Annotated in this window: 28 protein-coding genes; 15 read left to right on the top strand and 13 right to left on the bottom strand. The window is 55.4% G+C overall.

From position 1 onward, the window contains the following. Positions 1–52: 52 nt before the first annotated feature. From Y71_RS23560 to Y71_RS23550, 3 genes are all read right to left on the bottom strand, one after another. Positions 53–1219 carry a multidrug effflux MFS transporter gene (locus tag Y71_RS23560; RefSeq protein ID WP_007372976.1) on the bottom strand — a complete coding sequence of 389 codons (1167 nt, stop codon included), beginning with the start codon at positions 1217–1219 and terminating at the stop codon, positions 53–55. 66 nt (positions 1220–1285) lie between these two features. Next, the gene (locus Y71_RS23555) at positions 1286–1858 is read right to left on the bottom strand and encodes a TetR/AcrR family transcriptional regulator (protein ID WP_007372977.1); all 573 of its coding nucleotides are present in this window, start codon (positions 1856–1858) and stop codon (positions 1286–1288) included. Positions 1859–2049: 191 nt separating this feature from the next. After that, a complete protein-coding gene (locus Y71_RS23550) occupies positions 2050–2835 on the bottom strand; it encodes an NAD(P)H-dependent oxidoreductase (RefSeq protein ID WP_007372978.1) in 786 nt (261 codons plus the stop codon). A gap of 86 nt (positions 2836–2921) precedes the next feature. Here Y71_RS23550 and Y71_RS23545 point away from each other — a divergent pair, with 86 nt between their 5' ends. The 3 genes from Y71_RS23545 (at position 2922) to foxA (ending at position 7139) form a co-directional block, all read left to right on the top strand. Next, on the top strand, positions 2922–3827 hold the full coding sequence (locus tag Y71_RS23545) for a LysR family transcriptional regulator (protein WP_007372979.1): 906 nt from the start codon (positions 2922–2924) through the stop codon (positions 3825–3827). A gap of 127 nt (positions 3828–3954) precedes the next feature. Continuing rightward, positions 3955–4908, top strand: coding sequence for a helix-turn-helix transcriptional regulator (locus Y71_RS23540; RefSeq protein ID WP_007372980.1), 954 nt, complete (start codon positions 3955–3957; stop codon positions 4906–4908). 140 nt (positions 4909–5048) lie between these two features. Then, positions 5049–7139 (top strand): ferrioxamine B receptor FoxA, encoded by a 2091-nt coding sequence (gene foxA / locus Y71_RS23535; RefSeq protein WP_007372981.1) that lies wholly within the window; start codon positions 5049–5051, stop codon positions 7137–7139. A gap of 42 nt (positions 7140–7181) precedes the next feature. Here foxA and murP read toward each other — a convergent pair whose 3' ends face one another. Together murP and murQ are read right to left on the bottom strand one after the other, a co-directional pair. After that, entirely contained in the window at positions 7182–8621 is a 1440-nt protein-coding gene (gene murP / locus Y71_RS23530) for a PTS N-acetylmuramic acid transporter subunit IIBC (RefSeq protein WP_007372982.1), read from the bottom strand. Further along, positions 8621–9532, bottom strand: a complete 912-nt coding sequence (gene murQ, locus Y71_RS23525) for an N-acetylmuramic acid 6-phosphate etherase (protein WP_007372983.1) — start codon at positions 9530–9532, stop codon at positions 8621–8623. The genes murP and murQ overlap by 1 nt, the downstream gene beginning before the upstream one ends. Before the next feature lie 488 nt (positions 9533–10020). Between murQ and Y71_RS23520 the strand changes: the two genes are divergently transcribed. Continuing rightward, positions 10021–10713, top strand: coding sequence for a FliA/WhiG family RNA polymerase sigma factor (locus Y71_RS23520; RefSeq protein ID WP_007372985.1), 693 nt, complete (start codon positions 10021–10023; stop codon positions 10711–10713). Positions 10714–10796: 83 nt separating this feature from the next. Here Y71_RS23520 and Y71_RS23515 read toward each other — a convergent pair whose 3' ends face one another. After that, on the bottom strand, positions 10797–12212 hold the full coding sequence (locus Y71_RS23515) for an aminotransferase-like domain-containing protein (protein ID WP_007372986.1): 1416 nt from the start codon (positions 12210–12212) through the stop codon (positions 10797–10799). A gap of 176 nt (positions 12213–12388) precedes the next feature. Between Y71_RS23515 and Y71_RS23510 the strand changes: the two genes are divergently transcribed. The 9 genes from Y71_RS23510 to Y71_RS23470 all read left to right on the top strand — a co-directional run bounded on the left by Y71_RS23510 (position 12389) and on the right by Y71_RS23470 (position 19249). Beyond that, complete coding sequence (locus Y71_RS23510; protein ID WP_007372987.1) at positions 12389–12553, top strand: DUF1127 domain-containing protein; 165 nt, start codon at positions 12389–12391, stop codon at positions 12551–12553. Positions 12554–12643: 90 nt separating this feature from the next. Next, positions 12644–13252 (top strand): ATP-dependent Clp protease proteolytic subunit, encoded by a 609-nt coding sequence (locus Y71_RS23505; protein ID WP_007372988.1) that lies wholly within the window; start codon positions 12644–12646, stop codon positions 13250–13252. A gap of 115 nt (positions 13253–13367) precedes the next feature. Continuing rightward, the gene (locus Y71_RS23500) at positions 13368–14417 is read left to right on the top strand and encodes a DUF1176 domain-containing protein (protein WP_007372989.1); all 1050 of its coding nucleotides are present in this window, start codon (positions 13368–13370) and stop codon (positions 14415–14417) included. Between the two features lie 132 nt (positions 14418–14549). Continuing rightward, positions 14550–14867 carry a helix-turn-helix domain-containing protein gene (locus Y71_RS23495; RefSeq protein ID WP_172825163.1) on the top strand — a complete coding sequence of 106 codons (318 nt, stop codon included), beginning with the start codon at positions 14550–14552 and terminating at the stop codon, positions 14865–14867. After that, a complete protein-coding gene (locus tag Y71_RS23490; protein WP_369878902.1) occupies positions 14864–16105 on the top strand; it encodes a type II toxin-antitoxin system HipA family toxin in 1242 nt (413 codons plus the stop codon). Before Y71_RS23495 ends, Y71_RS23490 begins: the two co-directional genes overlap by 4 nt. A 22-nt stretch (positions 16106–16127) precedes the next feature. Continuing rightward, positions 16128–16544 (top strand): FosA family fosfomycin resistance glutathione transferase, encoded by a 417-nt coding sequence (locus Y71_RS23485; RefSeq protein ID WP_007372992.1) that lies wholly within the window; start codon positions 16128–16130, stop codon positions 16542–16544. 108 nt (positions 16545–16652) lie between these two features. Then, positions 16653–17120 carry a MarR family winged helix-turn-helix transcriptional regulator gene (locus Y71_RS23480; protein WP_007372993.1) on the top strand — a complete coding sequence of 156 codons (468 nt, stop codon included), beginning with the start codon at positions 16653–16655 and terminating at the stop codon, positions 17118–17120. A gap of 4 nt (positions 17121–17124) precedes the next feature. Continuing rightward, positions 17125–18192, top strand: a complete 1068-nt coding sequence (locus Y71_RS23475) for an HlyD family secretion protein (protein WP_035943128.1) — start codon at positions 17125–17127, stop codon at positions 18190–18192. Further along, entirely contained in the window at positions 18182–19249 is a 1068-nt protein-coding gene (locus Y71_RS23470; protein WP_007372995.1) for a DUF2955 domain-containing protein, read from the top strand. The genes Y71_RS23475 and Y71_RS23470 overlap by 11 nt, the downstream gene beginning before the upstream one ends. 42 nt (positions 19250–19291) lie before the next feature. Here the strand turns inward: Y71_RS23470 and Y71_RS23465 are convergent, their stop codons facing one another. From Y71_RS23465 to Y71_RS23435, 7 genes are all read right to left on the bottom strand, one after another. Continuing rightward, complete coding sequence (locus Y71_RS23465; RefSeq protein WP_007372996.1) at positions 19292–19528, bottom strand: putative Se/S carrier protein; 237 nt, start codon at positions 19526–19528, stop codon at positions 19292–19294. Next, entirely contained in the window at positions 19528–20292 is a 765-nt protein-coding gene (gene yjiL / locus Y71_RS23460) for a putative 2-hydroxyacyl-CoA dehydratase activator YjiL (protein WP_007372997.1), read from the bottom strand. The genes Y71_RS23465 and yjiL overlap by 1 nt, the downstream gene beginning before the upstream one ends. A gap of 9 nt (positions 20293–20301) precedes the next feature. Then, a complete protein-coding gene (locus Y71_RS23455; protein ID WP_007372998.1) occupies positions 20302–21453 on the bottom strand; it encodes a double-cubane-cluster-containing anaerobic reductase in 1152 nt (383 codons plus the stop codon). Positions 21454–21540: 87 nt separating this feature from the next. Continuing rightward, positions 21541–22821, bottom strand: coding sequence for a DUF445 domain-containing protein (locus Y71_RS23450; RefSeq protein WP_007372999.1), 1281 nt, complete (start codon positions 22819–22821; stop codon positions 21541–21543). Positions 22822–22861: 40 nt separating this feature from the next. Beyond that, a complete protein-coding gene (locus tag Y71_RS23445; protein ID WP_007373000.1) occupies positions 22862–23506 on the bottom strand; it encodes a LysE family translocator in 645 nt (214 codons plus the stop codon). Between the two features lie 49 nt (positions 23507–23555). Further along, entirely contained in the window at positions 23556–24320 is a 765-nt protein-coding gene (locus Y71_RS23440; RefSeq protein WP_007373001.1) for an AraC family transcriptional regulator, read from the bottom strand. 44 nt (positions 24321–24364) lie between these two features. Then, positions 24365–25261 carry a LysR family transcriptional regulator gene (locus Y71_RS23435; RefSeq protein ID WP_007373002.1) on the bottom strand — a complete coding sequence of 299 codons (897 nt, stop codon included), beginning with the start codon at positions 25259–25261 and terminating at the stop codon, positions 24365–24367. A 380-nt stretch (positions 25262–25641) separates the two neighbouring features. Between Y71_RS23435 and Y71_RS23430 the strand changes: the two genes are divergently transcribed. Both Y71_RS23430 and Y71_RS23425 read left to right on the top strand, forming a co-directional pair. Continuing rightward, positions 25642–26325, top strand: coding sequence for a nucleoside recognition domain-containing protein (locus tag Y71_RS23430; RefSeq protein WP_007373003.1), 684 nt, complete (start codon positions 25642–25644; stop codon positions 26323–26325). Continuing rightward, positions 26318–26785: a YjiG family protein gene (locus Y71_RS23425; protein WP_007373004.1), complete on the top strand. Its 468-nt coding sequence runs from the start codon at positions 26318–26320 to the stop codon at positions 26783–26785. Before Y71_RS23430 ends, Y71_RS23425 begins: the two co-directional genes overlap by 8 nt. The last annotated feature ends 15 nt before the right edge of the window (positions 26786–26800 follow it).

The raw sequence follows: 26800 nt of genomic DNA, 5'->3' as shown, positions 1-26800 counted from the left end.
TTTTCCTTTTCAGAGTGCGAAAACTATAACTTAATTGTTTATTAATGCAACTTTAATGTTGTGTTTTTATACGCCCGCAAACATGAATCACCAGCGCAGCGCTATAAGCCAGCACAATGGCGAAACTCATCTTCCACATCGCTTCGCCGCCGATACCGGACAACGGCGTGGCGATGCCGCCAAAGACGAACATCAGCATGCCCAGTAACGCCGACGCGGTGCCGGAATGGCGGGCTTCGACGCTGTTCATCGCGGCTGAACCGGCAATGGTTGAAACCCCGCTGTTCAGCGCCACGGTGAAGAACAACCCCACCAGCGCCAGCACGGGCATGCCGAATCCGGCAAACAACGCAGTCAGTACGGCGCTGCAAACGGCCAGGAACAGACCGCGCGTTAATAGCTTTTGCCCATCGATAAACCGCGCCAGCCGGGCAAAGATCAGTGCCGAAATAATCAGCCCGCCGCCATTCACCGCGAACAGCAGGCTGAACTGCATCGCCGTCAGGCCATATTCGCTTTGCAGAACGAATGACGATGACCCTATATAGGAAAATAACCCGGCCAGCATAAAGGCCTGAATAAAGCAGAAGGTAGAAAACTGCTTATTTTTAAGCACTATAAGCGAGGTATTGAGCAGCCCGCCGCCGCTGCTTTTCTCCGACAATGTCTCTTTCAGTACCACCATGCTGGAGAGCAGTAATACCACGCCAACCGCCGCCATCGTCCAGAACAGCGCGCGCCAGTGCAGCGTAGAGGCGATATAGCCGCCGAGTACCGGCGAGACGATTGGCGCAATGCCGTTTACCGTCATCAGCAGAGCAAAAAATTGTGTCAGCAGCGTGCCGTGATACTTATCACGAGCAATCGCGCGGGAGAGCACTGAACCGCCTGCGCCCGCCAGACCCTGGATAAAACGCCAGAAGATCAGCCAGTGAATATCCTGCGTGGTCGCGCACAATACGGAAGAGAGGATAAACAGCAGCAGGGAAAGCATCAGCGGGCGTTTACGTCCCAGCCGATCGCTCAACGGGCCGAAAAAAAGCTGCCCCAGTCCCAACCCCAGCAGCGAGGCGGTCAGCGAGAGCTGCGTCAGCGTGGTAGTAGCGCTGAGTTGTCGGGTGATATCCGGCAGTGCGGGAAGATAAAGATCGGTGCAAATCGGCCCAATGGCCGTCAGCATGCCCAGCACGATTGCCCAGGCAAGAGAGATTCGTGGCATAACAACTCCGGTGAAAATACGGCGTCGGCTCCGGTGAAATCACATCAGAACCGAATATCCGGGGATTTAATTTTTAAACAGCATGGTGGTGATTTCCTGATATAGCCCCTGCATTTGCGCCGGGTCGCTTTTTTGCGGTGTCAGGCGACGAAAAGTGGTGCCTTCCATCAGCGTTGCCAGTAGCTCCACGCTACAGCGAATGCGTTCATCGCTTAATTGCGGATAGCGGCTCTGCATATGTGCACAGGCGTTTTCAAACATCCTGGCGTCGGCCTCGACCAGCATCTCCTGTACACGCGGATTGCGCGTTGCTTCGGCCGCCATTTCCAGCATCAGCGCATCATCGTCAGGGCTGAGTGTGTGCCGCCAGGCCAGTATTTCCGGCAGGTGTTCGGTTTCGGTCTTATCCTGCATTTCGGCGATGCGGTAGTCGATAATCCGGCGGATCATCTCTTCGATAATGGCGTCTTTATTGACGAAATAACGGTAAATCTGCCCAACGCTGAGCTGAGCTTCGAGGGCGATCTGCGACATGCTGGCCGCGTGGAATCCGCTAATGCGGAAGCGTCGGCGCGCGGCGGCAATAATCTCGTCCTGGCGTTGCTGGTGGCGCTGCTCCTGCGATAGTTTCGTCGGCATCTCTGTCCCTCGTGTCGTTTTGGTGAGAGTGATCGTTCTCATGAGTGATTAAAATAAACGAATCTGCGCGTTCGGGGTAACGTTTTTCCCCGGAACTTATAGAAAGTTACAAAAAAACAGATTGTGAAGAGAGGATGAGGAAAAGGTGAGATAACAATAACCGGCACGCATGACACGCACCGGTGAGCAGGTTATGGTTTACGTTGTTGATGGATCGACAGCCCGCTTTCGCCGGGGGCAATGTCCGGGTGCAGCGTCAGTTGTGGAATCAGGTAATCGCCGCCGTTTTGCCGACGAAAGGCCAGCGGTTCTGCTGACCAGAGCGTATCCAGCCGCTGTGCCAGCGCCGTACAACATTCGGTAAAACGCGTTTCGTCCATGCGATTGCTGCGATAAAACACCAGCGGCGGCAGTACTTCGAAGCCAGGATAAAACAGGATCCCATGCTGGATCGGAAACAGCAGATCGTTGATCGGGCCGTTAATACCGCGCGGAGCGTAATGCGATTCCCAGCCGCCGGTGGTCACCAGCAGCATCGCCCGTTTCCCCGCCAGGCTCCCTTCACCGTAACGATCGCCCCAGTGCGTATCGCTGTGTTCGCCCACGCCGTAAGCAAACCCGCAGGCATAAACGCGATCGACCCAGCCTTTCATGATCGCCGGCATGGAGAACCACCACAGCGGAAACTGGAAAATCACCGCATCGGCGCGTTGCAGTTTGGCCTGTTCCCGGGCGATGTCGTCCGCCTGTGTTCCCAGCTCAAATGCCTGTTTTGAATCAGACGAAGGATGATAAAAATCACCCACCGGCGGCGAGCGGCTGTCATCGGCATCAAGCTGCGATTTCCACTGCATGGCATAGAGATCGGAAACCTCGACCTGATGACCGGCATTTTCCAGATGCTGCACGGCAAAATCCTTTAGCGCGCCATTGAGCGAATGGGGCTGCGGGTGGGCATAAACAATCAGTACGTTCATAACAACTCCTGGCAACAAATTGAATATGCAGGGTAGGAGAGTGGCGGATATAGTAGAAATTAATTGCTTATATCACAGGTATAGCCATGGTTAATCTTCACCGGCTGGATCTCAATCTGCTGCGTACTTTGGATGTGCTGTTGAGCGAACACAATGTGACGCGCACGGCGCAGCGGCTGAATCTTTCTCAGCCTTCCGTCAGCGTGCAGTTGGCGCGATTGCGGGATATTTTTGCCGATCCGTTACTCCTGCCGGGGCCGCGCGGTATGCAGCCGACCGCCAGGGCCGACGAACTGCGCGAACCGCTGCGCCAGGCGCTGGAAGCGCTGGAACGTGCGGTGGCGCCAGCCAGCGCTTTCGATCCTGCCCGTGCCGCCGTCACCTGGCGCGTGGCGGCCACCGACTATACGGAATCGGCGATACTGCTCCCTTTACTGAGCCGTTTGCGCGTCGCCGCGCCGGGCAGCCGTCTGGCGATATTTGAACTCAGCCCGTTGCAGATCCAGCGCCAGGCCGGGCAGGGCGATATTGATCTCTTTTTCCATCTTCGCGAAGGCGCGCCGCCTGCTCTGCACCAGCGGTTATTGTTCACCGAGCGTTACGTGTTGGCCGGGCGTTTGCACCATCCGGCATTAACAAACGGCCGCCCGACGCTGGCGCAGTTTTGCCAACTGGAACATGTGGTTGTCTCGCCAGAAGGCGGTGGTTTTTATGCGGCAACGGATATCGCGCTGGCGGAGCGCGGTTTGCAGCGCAATGTGGTGCTCTCCGTCCCCCATTTCCTGTTTATGCTTGAGGCGCTGGCCCGTACCGATTTGGTGGCGGTACTGCCGGAACGGCTGGTCGCGAACAACCACACTCTGCAGGTGGTCGAGCCGCCGCTGGATCTTCCGGGCTTCGACATGCTGATGCTCTGGCATGAACGGTTACACCGCGATCCCGGTCATCAATGGCTGCGCCAGCAGATTATTGCCTCGTTGGGGACGCGCTAAAACGGGTAATATCTTGTCACACTTATGTGAGAATAATTCTCAATATTATTGAAGCACACCAGGTCGGATGATAAGGTGTAAGCCGTTTCGCCCGGCGTCGGGCACGGGTTCGCGGCGGCTGTTGGCTATGCAAAAAAGAGACTTTTCGATTGACGACTTTATCGGTTTTGGCGAGCGCTACGGGATTGATTACCGTTTCCCGGCGCTGGCGTCCGGCCGATCGTTTCACAAAGAGAAGCGCATGGTGATTCAGGGGGAAGTCGAAGAGATGACACTCTCCTCCGGCCTGAATCTTACCCGCTCGGATATTCGCGTCCTTCAACCCTATGAAACCACATCGCTGCATAGCTGCCCGCTCTATATGCTGGTGGTGCTGGAAGGTTGCGTGCAGTTGCGCCTGAACGGCAAAGCGTTTACCGTGCGCGCGGGCATGGCATTTACCTCGCGCCTGAGCGAACAACAGGTGATGAACGCCAGCCATCAGGCGGATAACCACTTGCGTACGCTGTCGATGGGCGTTGATCCGCTGCGCTGCCGGCAATCGCCGCTGCTGATGGCGCTCCTGCAGCAGTGGGAAGCGCACGGCGCGCCGACCTTTTTATGGTCCGTTCCGGCATTTTTGCTTTCCGGGCTGCAACACACGCAGCAGAACCAGCAACCGGGTTTATCGCGCCAGTTGATCCTTGAAGGCGTGATGTTGCAACTGCTCGGGCATGCGCTGTCGCAACCCTTGCCTGGCAGCGAAAAACGCAGTTCCGCGCCTGGCGGCGAGCAGCACCGGCTGGAAACCGTGCGCCGTTTGCTGGAACAGCAGCCGGAAAAAGAGTACACCCTCACCGCATTAGCCCAACTGGCGGCAATGAGTTCCAGCAGTTTGCGGGTGAAGTTCCGCCAGGCTTATGGCCTTTCCGTGTTTGATTACCTGCGCGATTGCCGCCTTGAACTGGCGCGGCGCTATCTGGCGCAGGGGTATAGCGTACAGCAGGCGGCCTGGATGTCGGGCTACCAGCATGCCACGAATTTCTCTACCGCATTTCGTCGCCGCTACGGCGTGGCGCCGAGCGAAATGCGTCTCGCCTGATTTCCTGCCATAGATCATGGCGACTTTTTTGCGTGCGTTTTGTCACTGCGCATAGGTGAATCGTCATTGCGCATAGCTATCGCGGAAGCCAAAAGGGTAATAATTCTTATTTACAATAATAACGGCTTCTGGAGATTTTCATGTTCGCAAAAACGCGACTGGCGCTAATGATTGGTATTACCGGCGGGATGAACGTATCGGTTCTGGCACAGGAAACCTCAACCACCCACGATATTGTGGTGGTCACCTCACAAATGCAAAGCGGCGCCACCAAGCTGGAGACGCCGGATATCGAAACGCCGCAGGCAGTATCGATTGTCACGCGCCAGCAGTATGAAGAGCAGGGCGCAACCAGCGTACGCCAGGCGGTGAGTTACACGCCGGGCGTGTACAGCAACCAGATCGGCGCATCGAACCGTTTTGATTACATCGTGCTGCGCGGTTTCTCCGACGGCAGCCTGGATAACGTCTACCTCGATGGCCTGAAACTGATGGGCGACACCAACTCGCACAGCTCGCTGGTTATCGATCCCTGGTTCCTCGACAGCGTGGAAGTGGTGCGCGGCCCGGCTTCGGTATTGTATGGCCGCTCCTCGCCGGGCGGGATTGTCGCGCTGAACTCGCGCAAACCGTCGTTTGACCCTGGCGGCGAAGTGAAACTGTTCGCGGGTAATAACAACCAGCGCGGCGCGGCATTTGATGTTACGGGGCCGGTAGACGATAACGACCGCGTAGCGGTACGTTTAACCGGCATGACCCGCTATGCGGATTCGCAATTCGACCATTTAAAAGAGCAGCGTTATGCCATTGCACCGAGCCTGACGTGGCGTATCACCGATCAAACCCGCCTTGAACTGATGGCCTATCTGCATCGCGATCCTGAAGGCGGTAGTCACTCCGGTTTGCCGTATGAAGGCACGGTAACCCCGCATGCAGGCAGAAAAATCTCCAATACCTTCTTTGAAGGGGAAGATAATTACGATAAGTATGACCGCCGGGAAAATATGGTCGGTTATAACATCGAGCACGCTTTTGACAGCGGCTGGTCGGTCCGCCAGAAGCTGCGCTACCTGCACACCAAAGTGAATCTCAACCAGGTGTATGCCGCAGGCTGGCTGAATGATACGGAACTGAACCGCGGTTATTCCGGTTCCGACGAATCGCTGTCGGCGATCACGCTGGATAACCAGATTGATGGCAGCGTTGATACCGGCATCATTAACCACCGTCTGCTGTTCGGCGTCGATTATCAGCGTCGCAGCAATAATGTCACCGCTTCGTATGGCAGCTTCCCGGCGATTGATGCATTTAACCCGATTTACGGCGCCGATCCGCTGTCAATTTCGGTCTACAGCCGGGAAAAACACAAACTGGAGCAGACCGGGATCTACTTGCAGGATCAGATGTCGCTCGATCGCTGGCGGCTGACGCTCGGCGGCCGCCACGATCAGGTGAAGATCACCAACGTCAACAAGATTAACGATACCCGCGATACGCTGGATCAGGATCACTTCAGCAGCCGCGCGGCGCTGATGTACCTGTTCGACAGCGGGTTTGCGCCGTACGTCAGTTACTCAACCGCCTTTACGCCGACCAGCTTTACCGATGAATACGGCAAAATTTTGCAGCCGATGAAAGGCAAGCAGTGGGAAGCGGGGTTGAAATTCCAGCCGGAAGGTTCACAGACGATGTACAGCGCCTCGGTCTATCGCATCAACCAGAAAAATATCGCCACCAAAGTGGAACCGACCGATCCGTACCGTTCAATTGGTGAAATCGAATCGGAAGGGGTGGAGCTGGAAGCGGTCGGTCAGTTGACGGACAACCTGCGTTTGCAGGCCGCCTACACCTACAACGATATTCGCTACAAGAAAAGCAGCGCGGAAGAGCAGGGAAAACGTGCGGTGTATGCGCCGCGCAATCAGGCCAGCGCCTGGCTCAGCTATGACGTGAAAACGGGGCTGTTCAACGGGCTGACGGTAGGTTCCGGCGTGCGTTATGTGAATGGCATTACCTCCGATCGCCAGAACACCCATACGCTGCCGTCCTATACGCTGGTGGATCTGGCCGTCGGCTACGATCTGGGAAATGTTGGCCTGAAGGGGATGAGCGCGCAGTTGAATGTCAATAACCTGACTGACAAACGCTACGTAGCCGCCTGTAACTCGCTCTCTTACTGCTATTTTGGTGCGGAGCGCAGCATTGTAGGCAGCGTTTCCTGGGCATTCTGATGCAATACGCCACCCGGCAGTGCGCCGGGTGGTTGCAGGTGATTAGCTGAGATCCACGTTTTTATGACCAAAGAGCCAGGTGGCAATAAAACCGCACAGATAAGCGATGACGACGCCTGCCGCGTAAACCGCCATCCCGGCGTAAATGCCCTGGCCGGAGGTCATCAACGGGAGCGCCACCAGCCCGGAAGGACCAAACACCGTATTCAGGCCGACCGGCAAACCCAGCCACGCGACGGTGCCAATAAAAAATCCCCCGCACGCGCCGCCGATACAGGCGGTGACGAAAGGCTTCACGCGCGGTAAGGTCACCGCGTAAATCAGCGGCTCGCCAACGCCCAGCAGACCGGGAATGATCGCCCCGCGCACCTGGTTACGCAGCACCGAATGCGGCGCCGAGCGGAAATAGAGCGCCAGCGCCGCGCCCACCTGACCGCCGCCTGCCATCGCCAGAATGGGGAATAGCGAGTTGAAACCCTGCGCATCCATCAGTGCGAAGTAAACCGGAATAAACCCCTGATGAACGCCAAACACCACGGCGATAAGGAACAGGCCCGCCAGCACCGCGCAGCCAAACGGGTTGCCGTTGAGGTGCAGGAACAGCCACGACATGCCTTTAAACAGCTCGCCGCCAATCGGCATAATCACCACAAACGCCAGTGCGCCGGTGATAAGCAGCGTCAGCAGCGAAGTGAGGATCATGTCGAGGTTATCCGGCACCACTTTGCGGATCTGGCGTTCGATCCACGCGCCAAGGATCGCGGCGATCAGTACGCCGATAATGTTGCCGCGCGGATCAATTCCCATGCCGAAGAAGTTATCGATACCGGAGAAATAACCGACCGTGGCTTTCGGGTCATAACCCAGCACGAACAGCGCGGCGATAATGGCGCCGTTAACGCCGCTGCCGCCAAAGGCTTTTTGCGCGTTGTAGCCAATCAGAATCGGCAGGAAGGTGAACAGGCCTTTACCAAAAACTTTCATATAGCCGACGAGGTGCGCCACTGCTGTGTTCTTTTCTGCCGCGTTGAGCAGCAGGCTTTGCTCAATTAAGGTGGCAAAGCCCAGCAGCATCCCGGCGGCGATAAAACCGGGAATCAGCGGCGTAAAGATGGTGGCGAACTTCGCCAGAAACTGATGCACGCCGCTGGTCTGCTTCGCTTTCATTTGCTGTTTGGTGTCGCTGGCAATGCTCTTCAGCGACGCGGCTTCTACGGGCGCGGCGTGGCCGCCGATCATTGCATTCAGCATTTCCGCTGCGGTTTGCGCTTTGCCAGGGCCAACGATGATCTGCAACTGATCGTCGCTGTTCACCACGCCCAGTACGCCGGGCAGGGCTTTCAGGCTCTCCGTCTCCACCCGTGAATCGTCGCGGAGCGTCAGGCGCAGGCGCGTCATACAGTTGCCGCAGGTATTGATATTCTCCTTACCACCGACCTTTTCGATAATTGTCGCGATCAGATGTTCACTGATTTTGGCCATTACTTGATCCCCGCATCAACCAGCGCCTGGCGAATAAAGCCGCCGTTATCGGCTAACAAATGCGTGGCCTGTTCAGCGCTGAGCTGGCCCAGCACCATCACAATGGCGGTTTTGCAGCGCCCGCCGCAGGCCTGCAGCGCCTGTTCGGCGATGTCGCGGGTGCAGCCGGTGGCTTCCATCACAATGTTTATCTGACGCTGCACCAGCTTCAGGTTGGTGGCTTCCACATCCACCATCAAATTGCCATAGACTTTGCCGCTGCGGATCATTGCGCCGGTGGTCAGCATATTGAGCACCAGTTTTTGCGCGGTGCCCGCTTTCATGCGCGAGGAGCCGGTCACCACTTCCGGGCCAACCACCGGCACAATCGCAATATCGGCGATGCGCGCCATTTCGCTGTTTTCGTTACAGGTGAGCGCCACGGTCGTCGCTTTCAGGCTTTGTGCGTATTTCATAGCGGCAATCACATACGGTGTGCGTCCGCTGGCGGCGATGCCGACCAGCACATCGCACGCGGTGAAATTGAGCGATTTCAGGTCGTCAACGCCCAGCGTCAGGCTGTCTTCGGCGTTTTCCACTGCCTGCAAAATGGCACGATGACCGCCAGCAATCAGGCCGACAACCTGCTCGCGCGGCGTTCCGTACGTCGGGGGACATTCGCTGGCATCGAGGATGCCAAGACGCCCGGAAGTGCCCGCGCCGCAATAGATTAAACGACCGCCCTGTTTAAACGCGGCGACAATCACATCCACCGCCTGCGCGATAGCCGGGATCACTTTTTCCACCGCCAGCGCCACTTTCTGGTCTTCGTTATTGATCACGCGCAGCATCGCTTCGGTATCGAGCATGTCGATGTTTTCACTGGCGGTATTGCGGCCTTCGGTGGTCAGTCTGGATAGATCAATGTTCATGTCTCGCTCCACGTTTACGGGAAGGGTTGGCCGTTACGCTGCGGTGACGGCGTGCTGTAAGGAATAATATATTATTCCTTATAGTAAAAATAAGAATAATTTATTCTTGTGCCGGATGAGTGGCAAGAGTGTGACGCTGCTCATTTTGTGCAAGTCGCACTGCTTAGCGGTTGGTTGTTATTTTTCATTCATATTGATGTTGAACAATTGTTATTAATTAACGCAGATAATCAACGCCGGAATATATTGAGTGTCTTTTACCATTCTGAAATATTCAAAATCAGAAATTGTCGTTTTTCGGGTAATTAAAAATAAAGATACTGGTGTATTGTTTTAATTACCAGTTCAGCAGGTGTCATTGGTAAGATGTATTTCATTACGCTGCTGGTTTATGCGATTTATTCTTATTTCACCGTATTTATTTTGCCATTTTATATTTTAGAAGACATGTTCAAATAAAGATTACATAACATTTTCTAGCATAAACAATGAGTTTGACAATTTCAGAAAACCTGACGCCGCGTGATGAAGCGCGCTATATCAGCACTTACTTACCGCTGGTGAATAAAGTGGTCAAACAGTTGGCCTGGCAGCGAAATAGCGTCATGGGCAAAGACGATATGCAGCAAGTTGCCCTGATGGGATTGCTTTCCTCTTTGCGCCGTTATGGGCATCCGGATACGCACTTTTCAGGTTATGCTGCGCAGCGTATTCGTGGCGCCGTACTGGATGAATTACGTCAACAGGACTGGCGTCCTCGTCGTCTGCGGCAAAAGACGCACAAACTCAACGATGCTATTCGTGAAATGGAGCGCGAGCTGGGCCATACACCAGGGTTTGGCGAACTGAATGCGCGCTTTGCCTTAAGTGCAGAAGAGTATCAACAGCATCGTCTGCTCGACACGGCCAGCGAAGTGGAGAGCCTTGATGCACTGCCTGCCAGTGAAGCGACTCCGGCCGCGCTGGATAGCCGCCAGCTGGAAGATGAAGAGGTGCTCAGCCGGACATTACGCGGCGCGATAGCAAGCCTCGACGGGCGCGAGCAGAAGATCTTTGCGCTCTACTACCAGCATGAAATGAGCCAGAAAGAGATAGCCCAGCTCCTTGGCCTGACGGAAGCGCGGGTTTGCCAGCTTAACAAGGCGATAAGCCAGAAGATTCAGCGCTTTTTAGCGCAGTAACATATTACTTTTTATCATCCACCTTTACGCCCCGGTCGGAGCTCGCTCCGTACGTTTTGGGGCATTTTTTTTGCCAAAATTCCTCACTCCTCCAGCGCGGTGTGAATCGCTTCTCCTAACTGTTTGATCACTTCACGGTTTGCATCGGTGAGCGGCAAGGCGCAGTTCAGCCGCAGGCAGTTTCGGTACTTGCCGGAAGCGGAGAACAGCGAACCGGGCGCAATCTGGATTTTCAGACGGCAAAGCATGCGGGAAACGCAAACCATATCCACAGTTTCCGGCAGTTCGATCCACAGCAGATAGCCGCCCTGCGGGCGCGTCACGCAGATCCCGCAGGGAAAATACTGGCGCACCCAGCAGGTGTACGTTTCCAGATGCTGCTGGTAAATCTGACGCATGCGGCGCACATGGCGGTGATAGTGACCATCGCGGATAAACGCCGCCATCGCCAGTTGTGGGCCGGGCGTGTTGGTGCCGATAGCAGCATATTTTTTGTGCAATACCCGGTCGAGATAACGTCCTGGCGCAATCCAGCCCACCCGCAAACCCGGCGCTACGGTTTTGGTGAAGGAGCTGCACAGCAGCACGCGGCCATCGATATCCAGCGATTTGATGGTGCAAGGGCGCGGGTAAACTGCCGCCAGCTCGCCATAAATATCATCTTCAAAAATCACAATGTCGTGACGTTGCGCCAGCGCCAGCACCGCCTTTTTGCGCGCTTCCGGCATGATAAAACCGAGCGGGTTATTACAGTTCGGTACCAGAATCACGCCTTTAATCGGCCACTGTTCCAGCGCTAATTCCAGCGCTTCGATGCTGATGCCGGTTTCCGGATCGGTCGGAATTTCAATGGCTTTAATATCCAGCCCGCGCAGCAATTGCATGGTGCCGTAATAGGAAGGCGATTCAACAGCGATAATATCGCCCGGCTGGCAGACGGCCAGCAGCGCTAGCGACAGCGCGGGGTGGCAACCGCTGGCGATCACGATTTCATCAGCGGTGATGGCCGCACCACCATCCAGCATCAGGCGGGCGATCTGCTCGCGTAATTCGCGGCGGCCAGGCAACGTATCGTAACGCAGCACGTCCTGGATTTGATGTTGCACCACGCGCTGCATTTCCCGCCACAGCGGTTTAAGTGTCGGTTGGGTGATATCCGGCGCGCCGCCGCCGAAGGTGGCGAGTGTTTTGTCTTCGCGGCCTTCCAGCAGAGTCAGCACTTCGTCCCACTGCGTAACATCCACCGGGCGCTGAACCGGGCGCGACATCGCCGGGACGGGTGGCTTCGCTTTGCTTGGCGCGACAAAATAGCCGGAACGCGGCTGCGGGGTAATTAGCTGCAGATTTTCCAGCACCTGATAAGCCTGCTGTACGGTACTGATACTGACGCCATGCTCCTGGCTGAGGCTGCGCACCGAGGGCAACTTCTCGCCATGGCGATATAAACCTTGTTCAATACGCCCGGCCAGCAGGGTAGCCAGATGTTGGTAGCGGGTCATGCTGTATTCCTTTTCTTTGCCACACAGATTTAAAAACCAGTACAGATTCGCGGAAATAATGCCGTTCAGATGCTGTTTTAAGCGATCTGTATGTTAAAGAAAAGTATTTTCTGAATCTGTATTGAAAGGCGGGATTACGGAGAAAATGGGGCTCTGTTCAGGCGAGGAGAGCACCGATGGAATTTTTTGAAAATCGACACAAAGGCCCTTTTACCGGGTTTATTTTTCTCTGGCGCAAGTTTCAGGCTCTGCGCTTACGCTGGCAAACGCGCAAGATTTTGCGCGCGTTAAGCGACGAACAGCTTAAAGACCTCGGGTTGCGTCGTGAAGAGCTGGGTTAATGATAGAAAATGCGGAGATAACATCTTGTTATTTCCGCCTCTTCAGCGTTGGGCTATGCTTAGCTCCATAACCTGAAGGGGAGAGAACAGATGCACTTTATTAACAGCAACGATGAAGACGATAAAAAAGAAGAGAAGGGCGGCAACGCTTCACAACTGATGCAGCAAAAGCTGCTGGATGCCCGCTCCATCATTATCTCTGGCGAGATCAACCAGGCGCTGACCGAGAAAGTGGTCACCCAGCTTCTGCTGTTGCAGGGCATCAGCGACGCGCCGATCAAGATCTATCTCAACAGCCAGGGCGGTCACGTTGAAGCGGCCGATACCATTCATGACATGATTAAGTTCATCACTCCGGAAGTGCACATTATCGGCACCGGCTGGGTGGCCAGCGCCGGGATCACCATCTTCCTTGCGGCGAAAAAAGAGCACCGCTACGCGCTGCCGAACACCCGTTTTATGATCCATCAGCCGCTGGGCGGCGTGCGTGGTCAGGCGAGCGATATTGAGATTGAAGCCAAAGAGATCATTCGCATGCTGGAACGCGTTAACCAGCTGATCGCCGATGCAACCGGTCAGCCGGTCGAAAAAGTGAAGCAGGATACCGATCGTAACTACTGGATGAACATCAAAGAGGCGATCGATTACGGCATCGTTTCCCGTGTGGTGAAATCCTACAGCGACCTTAACCTCGATTGATCTATTGGGGCGGGAAATGTTTCTCGCCTCATTTCGCTTTATCCCGCCAAAATAGACTTCTCCCCAATCGATAATTTCTGCACACTGTCGGCATTTCTCATTACGGAGTGATGGCATGAACAGTGGTATCAGGGCGGCGCTGGTGATGGCAGCGACGCTGAGTGCGCCCGCGCTGGCGGAGCAGTCGGGCATCTCGTTTGATCATAAAGACTGGGAAGTGGTGTGCGACAACACGCTTACCTGCCGCGCAGCGGGTTACAGCGCGGAAGAGGAAGCCAGCGGAGCGGTACTGATCACCCGTAAAGCCGGGCCGGACACGCCGGTTACCGTGGATGTGGTGCTGGCCGAGATGGACGCGGATGAAACCGCGCCGCAAGCGGCGCTCTCGCTGTGGATCGACGGTAAATCGCAGGGCGAAATCGCCACTGAAGATAATGACACCTGGCGCTTATCGGACGCGCAGGCGCACAGCCTGATTGACGCAGTGAAAGGCAGCGGCAAAGTGGAATTCAAAGGCGCAGCAAAACCCTTTGTGCTCTCCGGCGATGGCGCGTATGCCGTGCTGCTGAAATTTGATGATGTGCAGGGACGGGTCGGCACGCCGGGCGCGCTCAGTCAAAAAGGCGATAAAGCCGAAAGCACGGTGACGCCCGCGGTGGCTGCGCCGGTCATTCAGGCGGCAAAAGTAGAAAGCGGCGAAGACCGCGCGCTGACCGTGGCCGAAGTCAACACGCTGAAGCCGCGCCTGCTGGCGGCGCTCCCTAACAATAATGAGTGTGAAGGTCTTGCATCACCGCAAGAACCGGTCATTGATGGCGACAATGACGTTACGCTAACGCCGCTCGACCGTAAGCATGTCCTGATCTCCGCCCTTTGCTGGCGCGGCGCGTACAACGAAGGTTACGGCTACTGGGTGCTGGATAAGGCCTTGAAAGGCAACCCACAATTTATCACCAACTCGGCGTCCGATTATGCCGACGGCATCATCTCGCTGGGGCAGCGCGGTCGCGGTATCGGCGATTGCTGGGCTTCTGCGGAGTGGGTGTGGGACGGCGAAACCTTCCGTAAAAGCAGTGAATCCACCACCGGCATGTGCCGTTATATCCGCGCGGGCGGCACCTGGGATCTGCCGGAGTTCGTCACCGAGGTGAAAGAGGCGCAGTAAGTAGATATATGGACACTGCACTTATCAAAATCACGCTTTTTGGTAAGTGTAGTGTTCATTATTTATTCTCCCCTGATCATTTATTGGATACTATACTTACCAAAATTCATGATTACGGTAAGTATAGTTTCCATGCCATCAGCTGAAAAACGTAGTGCGGTTGTCTTTCCCCGTAACCAAAAGATTCTCCGGCAGTTAGGTGAAAACATCACGCTTGCCTGCAAGCGCAGAAAACTCACCCAAACCATGCTTTCTGAACGCACGGGGTTAAGCCGCATAACTATCCGCAAAATCCAACAGGGCGATCCTGGCGTGTCACTTGGGCACTATGTGGCCGTGCTTGCTGTTCTTGGACTGGTCGAAGATTTTCTTGATGTGGCAAAGGATGATGAGTTGGGGCGCAAGTTGCAGGATATTGAACTTTTAAGGAAGAAAGGAGAAGCATATTGATGGCGACAGACGTTTTTGTTTTTGCAGACTGGCAGGACTTTGCAGAGCCAGGGCTGGTTGGCACACTGCGTTCGGAAGTGGTACGTAATAGCGAGCATTTTAGTTTTCGCTATGATGATGCGTGGCTGCTTTCGCCCTTCGTGCAGAAAGTCGATCCCGATCTTGAGCTTTATTCCGGTGAACAACATAGCGCTGTATCGCGAAACTTTAGAGTGTTTCTTGATTCATGCCCGGATCGCTGGGGGCGGGTATTGATGAAAAGGCGGGAGGCGATTCTTGCCCGGCAGGAAGCGCGTCGTCCCAGGTTGCTGGGAGAAATTGATTTCTTATTGGGAGTGCATGATTTTCACCGTCAGGGGGCTCTACGTTTTAAACGTGCTCTTACGGGTCCCTTCCTCGATGATAACGACCGGCTCGCCGCACCGCCGATGGCCTCGCTGAGAGAGTTAGCGTGGGCAGCGAAGCAAATCGAAAGTAATGACGATCGTGACGATGCTGAATACCTGCAATGGCTCAATATGTTGATGTCGCCAGGTTCATCTTTAGGCGGCGCGCGGCCTAAAGCCAGCGTACGTGATGAGAAAAACCAACTGTGGATTGCAAAATTCCCCAGTCGTTATGATGACTATGATATTGCAGCGTGGGAGTTTTTAACTTCACAACTGGCACGGAATGCGGGAATCGAAATGGCGGAATGTCGCATCGAACGCTTTGAGCGTGAGCATCATACCTTTTTAACGAAACGCTTTGATCGCACGCCTGATACCCGGCTGCATTTTACATCCGCCATGACGCAACTCGGTTATTACGATGGCGATTACGAAGCTTCATACCTTGAACTGGCGCAGTTCCTGACTGAACGTGGCTCGCGCAGCCGCGAGGACTTGTCTCAACTGTGGCGACGAATCGTTTTTAATATTGCTGTGTCGAATAATGACGATCATCTACGAAATCATGGCTTTATTTTCCAGAATGGTGGCTGGATTCTTTCTCCCGCTTACGATATCAATCCTGTGCCGGATGCGCAGGGGTTACATCTGAATATCAGTGATGTCGATAATCAACTGGATTATGAACTGGCAATGTCGGTGATTGATTTTTTCCGGCTCACGTTCGCGCAAGCCAAAGAAGTGATGGAAGAGGTCACATCCAGCGTCCGCAAATGGCGTGAGATCGCTGAATCTATGAATATTTCACGTGCTGAGCAGGAAAGAATGGCTCCGGCATTTAATGTTTGAACGTTTTCGGGGGAAACAGACCATGTTGCAGGGTCCCAACCATTTAACACTCGCAGTCAGCGATCTTGCCCGCAGCGTCGATTTTTACCATCAACTGCTCGGGCTGAAACTGCATGCGCGCTGGGACAACGGCGCTTACCTTACCTGCGGCGAACTGTGGCTGTGTTTGTCGGTGGATGCGCAGCGTGAATATGTTCCGCCGCAGCGCAGCGATTACACCCATTATGCCTTTAGCATTAGCGAAAGCGATTTCACCGGTTTTGTTGCGCGCCTCGAACAGTCTGACGTTGTAAGCTGGAAAGCCAATAAAAGCGAAGGCGACTCCTGGTATTTCCTCGATCCGGACGGGCACAAACTCGAAGCGCACGTCGGTAACCTTGCCCAGCGGCTGGCGGCCTGCCGCGAGAAACCTTACAAGGGAATGGTATTTTTTGACTGAAGCCGTTCGGTGCCTGCTTTTCACAATCCATGCTGTTCGCTCTCCCGTTTCTTGATACTTACCTTGATAACCATTATCTTTCCCTGCCTGTGAATCAGGGGAACTCCTATGACCGAAGATGAGCTGTTTGCCCGCCGACCGCTGGGAATGCGTATGGCGATGGTGGTGCGTCAGTGGCGCGCGACCATCGATCACGCGCTGAGCGATACCGGTATCACCCAGGCGAGCTGGACGGTACTGATGCAGTTGCGCCAGTTGGGGGACAACGTTTCGGTCAGCGAACTGGCGGAAGTGCACGGCATTGAATTACCGCCGCTGATGCGCACCCTGACGCAACTGGAAAACCAGGGGCTGATTGTGCGTACGACATCGCCGTACGACAAACGCATTCGTCTGCTGACGCTCACCGCTGAGGGCCAACGCCTGCTGGAGAAGATCACGCGGGTGATTGAAGCGTGCCAGGAGCGGGCGGCGGAAAATATCCCGCCAGCGCAGATGCACGCTTTTAGCGACACCCTGAATCAAATCGCCTGTAACTTGCGCGTGATGCGCGAAGAAGACAATAAAACCGAATAAGAAAATGATGACGCCAGAACAAAAATTTGCCCGCTGGGTAAGGGTGAGTATTGCCTCTTTCCTGCTGATGTTTGTCTATTTTATCGTTGCCGATATCTGGATCCCGCTGACGCCGGACTCTACTGTCATGCGCGTAGTGACGCCGGTTTCCGCGCGCGTTTCCGGCTATGTCGCAAAGGTTCACGTGCAGAACAATAGCCAGGTAAAAAAAGGCGATCTGCTGTTTGAACTGGATCCGACGCCGTTTAAAAACCAGGTCGAAGCGGCGGAAATTGCGCTGGAACAGGCGCGCCTCAGCAACCAGCAACTGGATGCGCAAATCGTTGCTACGCAGGCCAGCCTGAAGACCGCGCAGATCACCGCGCAAAACGATCGCGTCACCTTTGAGCGCTACCAGAATCTCGGCGCGATGCACAATGTTTCGCAGTCCGATCTGGATAAAGCCCGCACCACCTGGCAGACCAGCGTGCAGTCGGTGAATAACATCAATGCCAGCATCAATGCGTTAACCATTGAGCGCGGCGACCGCGATGACGCGCGCAACGTGACGCTACAAAAATATCGCAACGCGCTACAGCAGGCGCAGCTGAACCTCGGCTGGACGCAGGTGCGCGCGGAAGTGGATGGTACTGTCAGTAACCTGCAATTAAGCCCCGGTTTTTACGCCGCTGCCGGGAGCGCTTCGCTGGCGCTGGTGCATGATAAAACCGATATCGTGGCGGATTTCCGCGAGAAGAGCCTGCGTCATACCCATACCGGAACCGATGCCGCAGTGGTTTTCGATGCTCTGCCGGGGCACGTGTTTAAAGCGCATGTGACCAGCAACGACGCGGGGATTCTGGCGGGTCAGGAAGCGGTAAATGGCGAGCTTTCCGCGCCGGAAACGTCGAACCGCTGGGTGCGTGATGCGCAGCGGATGCGGATCCACGTAGCGCTCGATGAGCCATTACCGAAGCCGTTGCCGACCGGCGCACGCGCAACGGTGCAGCTCTACAACAGTGAAGGGGTCTTTGCCCGCTTCTTCTCCGGCCTGCAAATCCGCCTGGTAAGTTTGCTGCACTATGTCTATTAACACGCTGGCGCGCGTATTTACGCCCCATGGCAATATCGTTTATACGCCGAATGATTTTCGCCAGACGCTGCGTATTGTCTTCGCCGGGATGATCGCCCTGAGCGTGTCGAGTTTTTACAACACGCAATATGGCGTGTTTTACGTGGTCTATCCGGTCATGTTGTTATCGCTGGTACCGGTGTTTAACCGCCACGTCGCAAAGCAATTTATCTTTAGCGCGGTGCTGAATTGCATCGAAATGGTGTTCATCATCGGCTATCTGTCGCGCTGGCCGGTGATTATGACGCTGGTGGTTTTCGGGCTGTACGTGATGCGTTTTCGCTTTATGAGCAAAGGCGCGCTGTTTCTGTTCGGTTCGGCGGGCGTGGTGTGCCAGAGCACGATGCTCAACTTTATGAGTTATCCCACCAGCGACTGGCACACGCTGCTGTTTTCCAATATTGAAGCCAGCGTGATGGCGGTGGCGCTGAGTGCGCTAATGAATTACCTGATCCCGGATGTGGAACCGCGCACGCGTCCGCCGTTGATTGAGAAAAACGCTGCCCGCGTGCGCCATGAATCGCTGCTTTCCGGCACCGTGGCGACAATCATTTTTGTTGTTTTTCAGATCAGCGACTTAAGCGATTCGCTGTCGGCGCTGATGGCGGGCATCTTGATCCTGTTCCCGATGCATTATCGCGGTTCGGTGCTCAGTTCGCTGTGGCGCGTGGTGGGCGTGGTGATCTCCTGCCTCTATATTCTGCTGGTCCAACTGATCCTTTATAACCACAGTAGCCATATGCTGCTGATGATGCCGCTGATTGGGCTGGGTCTGGCGTTCAGCGCCCGGTTGCATGTGATGGAAAAAGTCGGCGCAGGCGTGGGGTTCGCCAGCGTCACCACCATTGGCATTATGTTTGGTCAAAACCTCCATCCGGATACGGACCTGGTGTTCAGCGATCTCTACCGCATCGTGTCCGTCACCGTGTCGCTGGTGGCGACCTTAACCATGGTCTGGCTGGTGCACCTTATTTTGAACCGTTTCGAAGCAACACGGTTTGTGATTGAGGAGCAGTAAGGCCGGGATTTGCCGGATAAGGCAAAGCCGACACCCGGCGAATTACACCACCGGCGTGAAACTCTCGCCTTCGCAGCGATAAACCGCCTGCGTCACGCCGGGGATGATCCACTGATTTTCCTCGCCGGGCTGGCAGTGAAAACGGATGCACAACCCACATCCGCCGCGTAACTGGCGGGGAATATCCTGCACCCGAAATGTCATGCCTGCGGCCTGCATCGCTTTGCGGGTTTGCAGCACGCCGGGCGTATTGTGAAACAGCAGCAGATATTCGTTCATCACCGTTTTCCCTGCCGCTGACCTATCAGCGCGGCGCCGAGCGCGCCCGCATACTGCGCATCATCATGGGTAAACACCTCGCTGTTCAGGTGCCCGGCCAGCATGCGGCGGAAGCTGGCGCAGTGGCTGACGCCGCCGGTAAACAGCAGCGGGCCTTGCGTGGAGAGACGCGCGACAAAATGCGCGCTGCGCCGTGCCATGGCGTTGATTACCCCGGCGAGGATCGCTTCCGGCGCGATGCCCGCCGAGCGCAGGCTGATCACTTCCGATTCGGCAAACACCGTACACATGCTGGTGAGTGGATGCGGCTCCACGCCATCGGTAATGGCATCCAGTTGCTCCACCTGGGTGCCCAGCGTACGCGAGATAACGTCCAGAAAACGGCCAGTACCGGCGGCGCATTTATCATTCATCAGAAAATCGGTGAGATTTCCGTTCTCATCGAGGGCGATTACTTTGCTGTCCTGGCCGCCGATATCGATAACGGTGCGGGTATCCGATCGCAGCAGCCGCGCACCGAGGCCGTGACAGGAGATCTCGGTAACCTGCTTGTCGGCGAAATCCACCAGTTGCCGGCCGTAACCGGTCAGCGTCAAAAAAGGTTTTTCCGCCATACCGGCACGCAATGTTTCCCAGGCCTCGATAATCGAATCAGCAGGGCGAAACGAGGTCGGGCAGAGAAAGCGCCGCACAATGCTGTCGTCCTCCAGCAGAATGCCTTTCGTGGTGGTCGAACCGGAATCAATGCCTATGGTCAGTGCCACAACAGCTCCTTACAGCATCTCAATAAACGCGGCGACGCGGGTGCTGAGCTGCCCGATGTCGGATGTCGAGTAATCCGTCTCAATCGCCATATAAGGAATGTTGTGCTGCTGGCGTACGTGACGTTTGATCGCCAGCGATTCGACCGCATAAGTGTGGCAGGCCTGCAAAATCACATCGATCACGCCATCGGCCTGGTACTCGTCCACCATCTGGCTGAGTAGCTTCAGCCGTTCGTCGTTGGGGGAGATGCATGAGCAGCCAATCGCCAGGTATTTGTCGGTCAATGCATCATAGACATCGCCGCTCTCGTCAACGCAGCGTTCGGTCGCTTTCGCTCCGGTGCAGTTTTCGTAACCAACCACCCAGCCGCCGTTCTCTTCAATGGCGCGCACCACTTTTTCCGCCGCGCCGCCAATCGGGCAGCCGGTGATCAAAATGCGCGGGCGGGCATCGAGGCGTTTTCCGGCCAGCCAGTCCGCTCTGACCTGTTCAGCCATCGCGTTCAGTTCGCTAATCAGTGCCTCTTTATCGAAGCGGAAGGTCGCGCCGTAGACCACTTTCAAAATATCGACGCCGCTAAGCGCAGGAGGATTAAGCTGCCCGACGCGATAGAAGTTCGCCAGCGCCTGGCGTTCGCGGTTTTTCAGCGCGATGGCCTCGCGCAGCGCGGCCTCGCTAATTGGCTGACCAAAACGTTGTTCGATAACCTGCTGTAACCGCAAAATTTCCGCTTTCCATAGCGCGCGGGAGGCCGCATCCGCAGCGCTGTTCGGCAGCTGCATCACGTGTACGGCTTTAAATTCGGCCATGTACTCGTACATTTTTTTCTTGCCGTCGCAGGTGGTTTCGCCGACTACCAGATCGGAAAAGTAGAAGTAGGGACATTTGTCGGTTTTACCGAAGCCATAGCTGCTTTTGATTAACGGGCAGAGGTTGCGCGGCAGATCTTTTTCGGCTTCTTCGATGGTTTCATCGTTGGTGGAACAGAGCGAAACCACCACCGCTCCGGCTGCCATGGCGATCTCTTGCGGCATAAACGTGCAGTAGGTGCCGACCAGCGGAATGCCCTGTTCTTTCAGATCCATCACGGTGAGAAAGCCTTTCTGGCGGGCGGCGGAGAATTGCTCGAAAACATCCGGGAGTGCGGTGATAAGCGACATGATTTTCCTTCCCCGTGACACGGGAGATGATAAAAAGATGCCGCATTATAGCCGCGATAAATATGTGGTTTTGTTGATCGCGACGGCTCAAAAAGGAGAAAAGTGCAGCAGCGTGGGCAACTGTGACAGCAGATAAAGGATCAGGCCAATGCAGCCGCCGACCAGCGTGCCGTTGATGCGGATAAATTGCAGATCCTTGCCAATGTTCAGTTCCACCTGGCGCGACATGTCCCGCGCGTCCCAGCTTTTTACCGTGTCGCTGATATGGCGCGTTAAAAAAGCGGCAAAATCAGGCGCGACGCGATATGCCGCCTGCTCCAGATGCTCATTCAGCGAGGCGCGCAGCGCGCCGTCTGCCAGCAGTGTTTCGCCGAACCACAGCCCGGCATCGCTGATGCGCTTTTTCATGCGCGAATCAGTGGACTGCATATCCGCTTTCATCCAGCCGCGCAGATCCGCCCACATCTCGCCGACATAGCGATTAAAGGCTTCGTCATTCTTCAGATATTCTTTGATGTTGTCTGCGCGCTCGGCGATTTCCGGATCGGTTTTCAGATTGGCGATCAGCTTGATGGTTGCGCGATCAAAAGCCTGGCGGATCTGATGCGCGCGGTCTTCGTTAATATCATCCAGCAGAGAATTCACCGCCTCGGAGACCAGATCCGCGCTCTGCTCGCCGAGCCATTCCGTTGGCAGCAGCTTTGCTTTCATCGGGTGATCGGTCTCCAGCCAGTGCACAACCTGGCGGGCAATAAAGGTGCGGGTGCTCTGCCGCTGCAGGAGGGCGATAAGCTGGGCGATTAAGGTATCGAGCAGCTTCTGGTGGCGATTGTTGCGCGTCAGGCTCTCCAGCATGATGGCGCTGGTTTCGGTCAGATCGACTTTATCGATAGCTTTATGCACCGCGCGGCGCAGCAGGCGCTGAATGCGGGAGTCATCGGCCATTTCCAGAAAACCGCTCATGACCTGCAACAGATGCTGGCCGACGCGCTGCGCGTTTTCCGGCTGGCTAAACCAGACGCCGATCATCTGCGCTGGTTGGTGGCGCTGGATCAGTGCCACCAGCGACTGCGTATCGAGAAACTTCTCCTGCACGAACTGGCCAAGGTTGTCGCCGATTCGATCTTTATTGCGCGGGATGATCGCCGTATGGCGGGAAATGAACGGCAACGGTACGCGATGAAACAGCGCCACCACGGCAAACCAGTCCGCCAGCGCGCCTACCATTGCCGCTTCAGCAATGGCTTTGATCCCGCTCACCCAGAACCCTGGCGGCAGGAACAGCGTAGTGATAAACGTTGCGGCTGCAACCAGCAACAGCGAGAGCGCCAGACGCTTGGCGCGCTTAAGTTCGGCTAATTTTTCCATGACTTAAGCATATAACCCAACGACAGATTCATGCAAAAGGTTAAATCGCAAGCAGATCCCGCAGTAATCCAGCAAGGATCCACACCCCAAACACAATCAGTACTGCGCCAGCGCTGCGTTCTATCCAGCAGATGCTGCGGCTCAGGCGTTGTTGCACGGCGGGCAGGCCAATCAGCGTGACCAGCGCCAGATCCCACAACAGCACCACCAGCACCATCCAGATGCCGCTTGCCGATTGCTGAAGCAGCGTCACCTCCGGCCCCAGCAGTGCGGTCATCAGCGCAAGATAAAACAGCGCATTTTTCGGGTTCAGCAAAGCGGAACCGAGCCCGAGCAGGCACTGTTTTCGCAACGACGGGCGCTGCTGCTGCGTGTGTGTGATGGCCAGCGTTTGCGGGCGGCTACGCAGCAAATGGGTGCCAATCCACAGCAAATAGAGCGCACCGAGCAGTTCGATGGCGGTGAACAGCGGCGCGAATTGACGCAGGGCTCTGGCACCCATAATCACCAGCACAATATAGAGTGCATTGCCGGTGGCGATGCCGACGCATAACCCGGCGCTGCCGCGCAGGCGGTAACGAATGGCAAAGCCGATCAGCAGGAAGAAATCTGGACCTGGGCTAAGCAGCGCGACAAAATGCGCCAGCGCCAGTGCGGGAAAAGCAGAGGGAAACAGCGATTCCATAGTGACCTCAACAGGAAAAAACAGAGGCCACCGTAGCGCAGAGGGAGCGCTATTTATTGTCGGATATTGATCGGGCGTACTGGCGCGGCGTGGCGGCGGTGTAGTTCACAAAGGTGCGGTGAAAGTGGCTCTGATCGGCAAAACCGCTCTGGTAACTGACGTCGGCCAGCGTTTCCCCGGCGCGCAGGCGGCTTTTGGCAAACTCCACGCGGGCGATATTCAGAAAGCTGCCGGGCGTCAGGCCGGTGTCCTGCTTAAAAACGCGGATCAGCGTCTCTTTGCGCAGCGAAAAACCGTACGCCAGCGCATCCAGCGTCGGCGGCGATTGCAGGTTATCGGTTAACGCGGCCTGCAATTGCTGGCTCAGTGTACGCAGCGCGGAAGGATGATTGCTGTTGGCGGGCAGCGCATTCAGCAGATGAGCGATGGCCGCCGGTAACTCCCGCGCTTTCTCATGCTCAATAAGCGCCACAATTTGCAGATACTGGTGGAAAAGCCATGGGTTGCGGATCACCTGCAATGCGGGCTGAGGGCGAGCTTCCTGCGTCAGATACAGCATATGGTAGCTGCGTGGTTGCCCGGCAAGCGGATTACAGCTGTGCGGCGTTAAGGCCGGAATAACCATCAGATCGCCCGCCTGTAGCAGGTATTCTTGCTGATGGCAGACGCAGCGGGTTTGTCCATCGAGTATCGCGCCAATCGACAGTTGCGGATGGCTGTGGCGTTTATAAGCCTGCTGGCTGCGCCAGGTGCTGCGCAACTCGACGCCGGGCAGACGGCGGAACGTTTGTTGAATATCGCGGATGATCGACATAGCTGCCCTGGTGAGTGATGTGATTTCAGGTATATCACAGGTTGTTATTTGTCGCTAAACGCATTGCGCAGTAGCTGCCACATATGGTGGGCTGCCGGGGTAAAGCGGCGGTCGGAGCTACGCAGCAGATGGCACTGCGCGCTGCTGGCAATCGGATGATCGAGCGGCACGGCAACCAGCGAGCCCTGGCGAATAGGATCGGCGGCGGCATAAGCGGTCATAAACGAAATACCCAGCCCGGCCTGGCTCATGCCCATGGCGGTGGAAAACTGGTTGCAGCGGTACGCCGGGTGAAACTGCAACCCCTGGCTTTTAAACATCGCATTCATATGGCGTTGCAGGCCAAAGTTTTCCGTCAGCGCGATCAGCGGGTACTCCGCCAGCTCTTCAATGGTGATACTGCTGCGCCCGGCGATTGGATGCTGCGGCGACACGACCGCGCAAATCGGCCCCCACTGGAAGCTGTGGCGTTTGAGCTCTGGCGTACCGATCGGGCCGAATGCCAGCGCCATATCGGCTTCGCCGCTGACAATATCGTTGAGCATCTCCTGCATGCTGCCCACCACGATATCGACAAACACCTGCGGATAAGATTTGGCGAATTCACGCATCACGCCTTCGATAAAGGCGGTGATCAGCCCGCCGCCAATGCGGACCGAAATCGTGCCGCCGCGCATATGGCGCAGATCTTTTAGCTGGCTTTCCAGCTTCTCCCGCCGCTGGCGGCTGGCGAAATAGTCCTCGGCCAGCAGGCGACCGGCTTCCGTCAGCACCACGTTTCGTCCACGCCGCTCCAACAACGGTAGCTGGAGCGCGCGTTCCAGTTGGGCTATCTGACGGCTGATAACCGACGGGTTAACGCCGAGGATATCCGCCGCGCGGCGAATGCCACCCTGGATGCCCACTTCATACAGATAACCGACCGGTTTGTCCTGAAACATGCGCCGTTTCCTCGCTCGACTGTTGACCTGAAAGCAACAATAACATTCATTTGCAGGCATTTATCATGCCGGTTTAATAGAGATAATCAAATTAATGCTTAATTTATTCTGCCGGGAGGAAATGAAAAACAACGCCGATAGAATTGCACCAAAACGGTGCCCGAAAACGGTGAGAGGTTATTTTATTAGGGCAGTGTCAGGGCTTAATTAAATAAATTTTCGCTAACTTTGCTTTTTATTCCCGGTATTTTTTCGGGAAGGTTTTTTATTGCGTTAAAAAATGCAATGCCAGTTATTTATTTTAGCATTTTGTTATTCAGGCACGGATCCTGCTTATTCATACAACATGGTCATCTAATTTATATTTAAAGAGAGATGTTATGAGCGAATCTAAAACGCTGGAGCAACCGGCAAACGAAGAAGCAAACGAGTGGAAAGTGGGGCCGGGTGCCTGGATCTCCTTGATCATTGTGCTGCTGGTTTTTTCCGGTTTCTTTTTTAAAGTGGACGGTATGGCGTGGCTGGGCGCCTTCGACTTCACCACGCTGGGCGGTAGTTTTGGCACCATGAAGTCGCCGGAAACCAGCACCTTTATCGGCAGCGGCGGCATCAGCGCCAAAGCGGGTTTCTTGTTTGCGCTGTCGCTGGTGCCAACGGTTATGCTGGCGCTGGGGCTGCTGGAGATTTTTACCCACTATGGTGCTATTCGCGCGGCGCACAAGTTACTGACGCCGCTGCTGAAACCGCTGCTGGGTATTCCGGGCTACACCGGGTTGGCGTTGATCACTGACCTGCAAAGTACCGATGCCGGTGCGGCGCTCACCAAAGAGCTGTATGACAGCGGAAAAATTGCCCGTAAGGACGTGGTAATTATGGGCGCGTGGCAATATTCCGGTGCCGGATTAATTAATAATTACTTCTCGATTGGATCGGCGATGTTTGCCTCATTAACCATTCCGATCATTATTCCGCTGGTCTTAATGTTTGTCCTGAAATTCGTTGGCGCCGCCGTGGTTCGCCTGACATTAAATACTGTCTATAAGAGAGATTTCGACCATGAATAATACCGCCAAAGTCTCCGGCAACCCGTTTGATATTTTCGTTATCGGCGCACGTAAAGGTTTTAATATCGCCATTAATAACCTGATGCCGAATGTCGTAATGGCCTATGTGATTGCTGAAATGCTCAACTTACTGGGCGTGATGCAGATTATTGGTCATCTCTTCGCACCGCTGATGGGCGTGTTCGGCCTGCCGGGCGAAGCCGTGACCGTGCTGCTCACCGCCTGGCTCTCCTCTTCCGCTGGAACCGGCGTTGCTATCAGCCTGCTGAGTAAAGGTCAGCTTGATGTCGGGCAGATCACCATTCTCGCCCCGGCCATCTTTTTAATGGGTTCACAGCTACAGTATATGGGCCGCCTGCTGGGTGTGGCCGATGTCCCGAAGAAGTACTGGCCGTTACTGATGGCCGTCAGCATTCTTAACGCGATTATTTCTATGCTGATCATGCGCGCTATTGCCTGAGTAAAGAATACCAAG

This window comes from Kosakonia radicincitans DSM 16656, assembly GCF_000280495.2.
GTDB lineage: Bacteria > Pseudomonadota > Gammaproteobacteria > Enterobacterales > Enterobacteriaceae > Kosakonia > Kosakonia radicincitans.
This window is presented reverse-complemented; position numbering and strand designations above follow the sequence as displayed.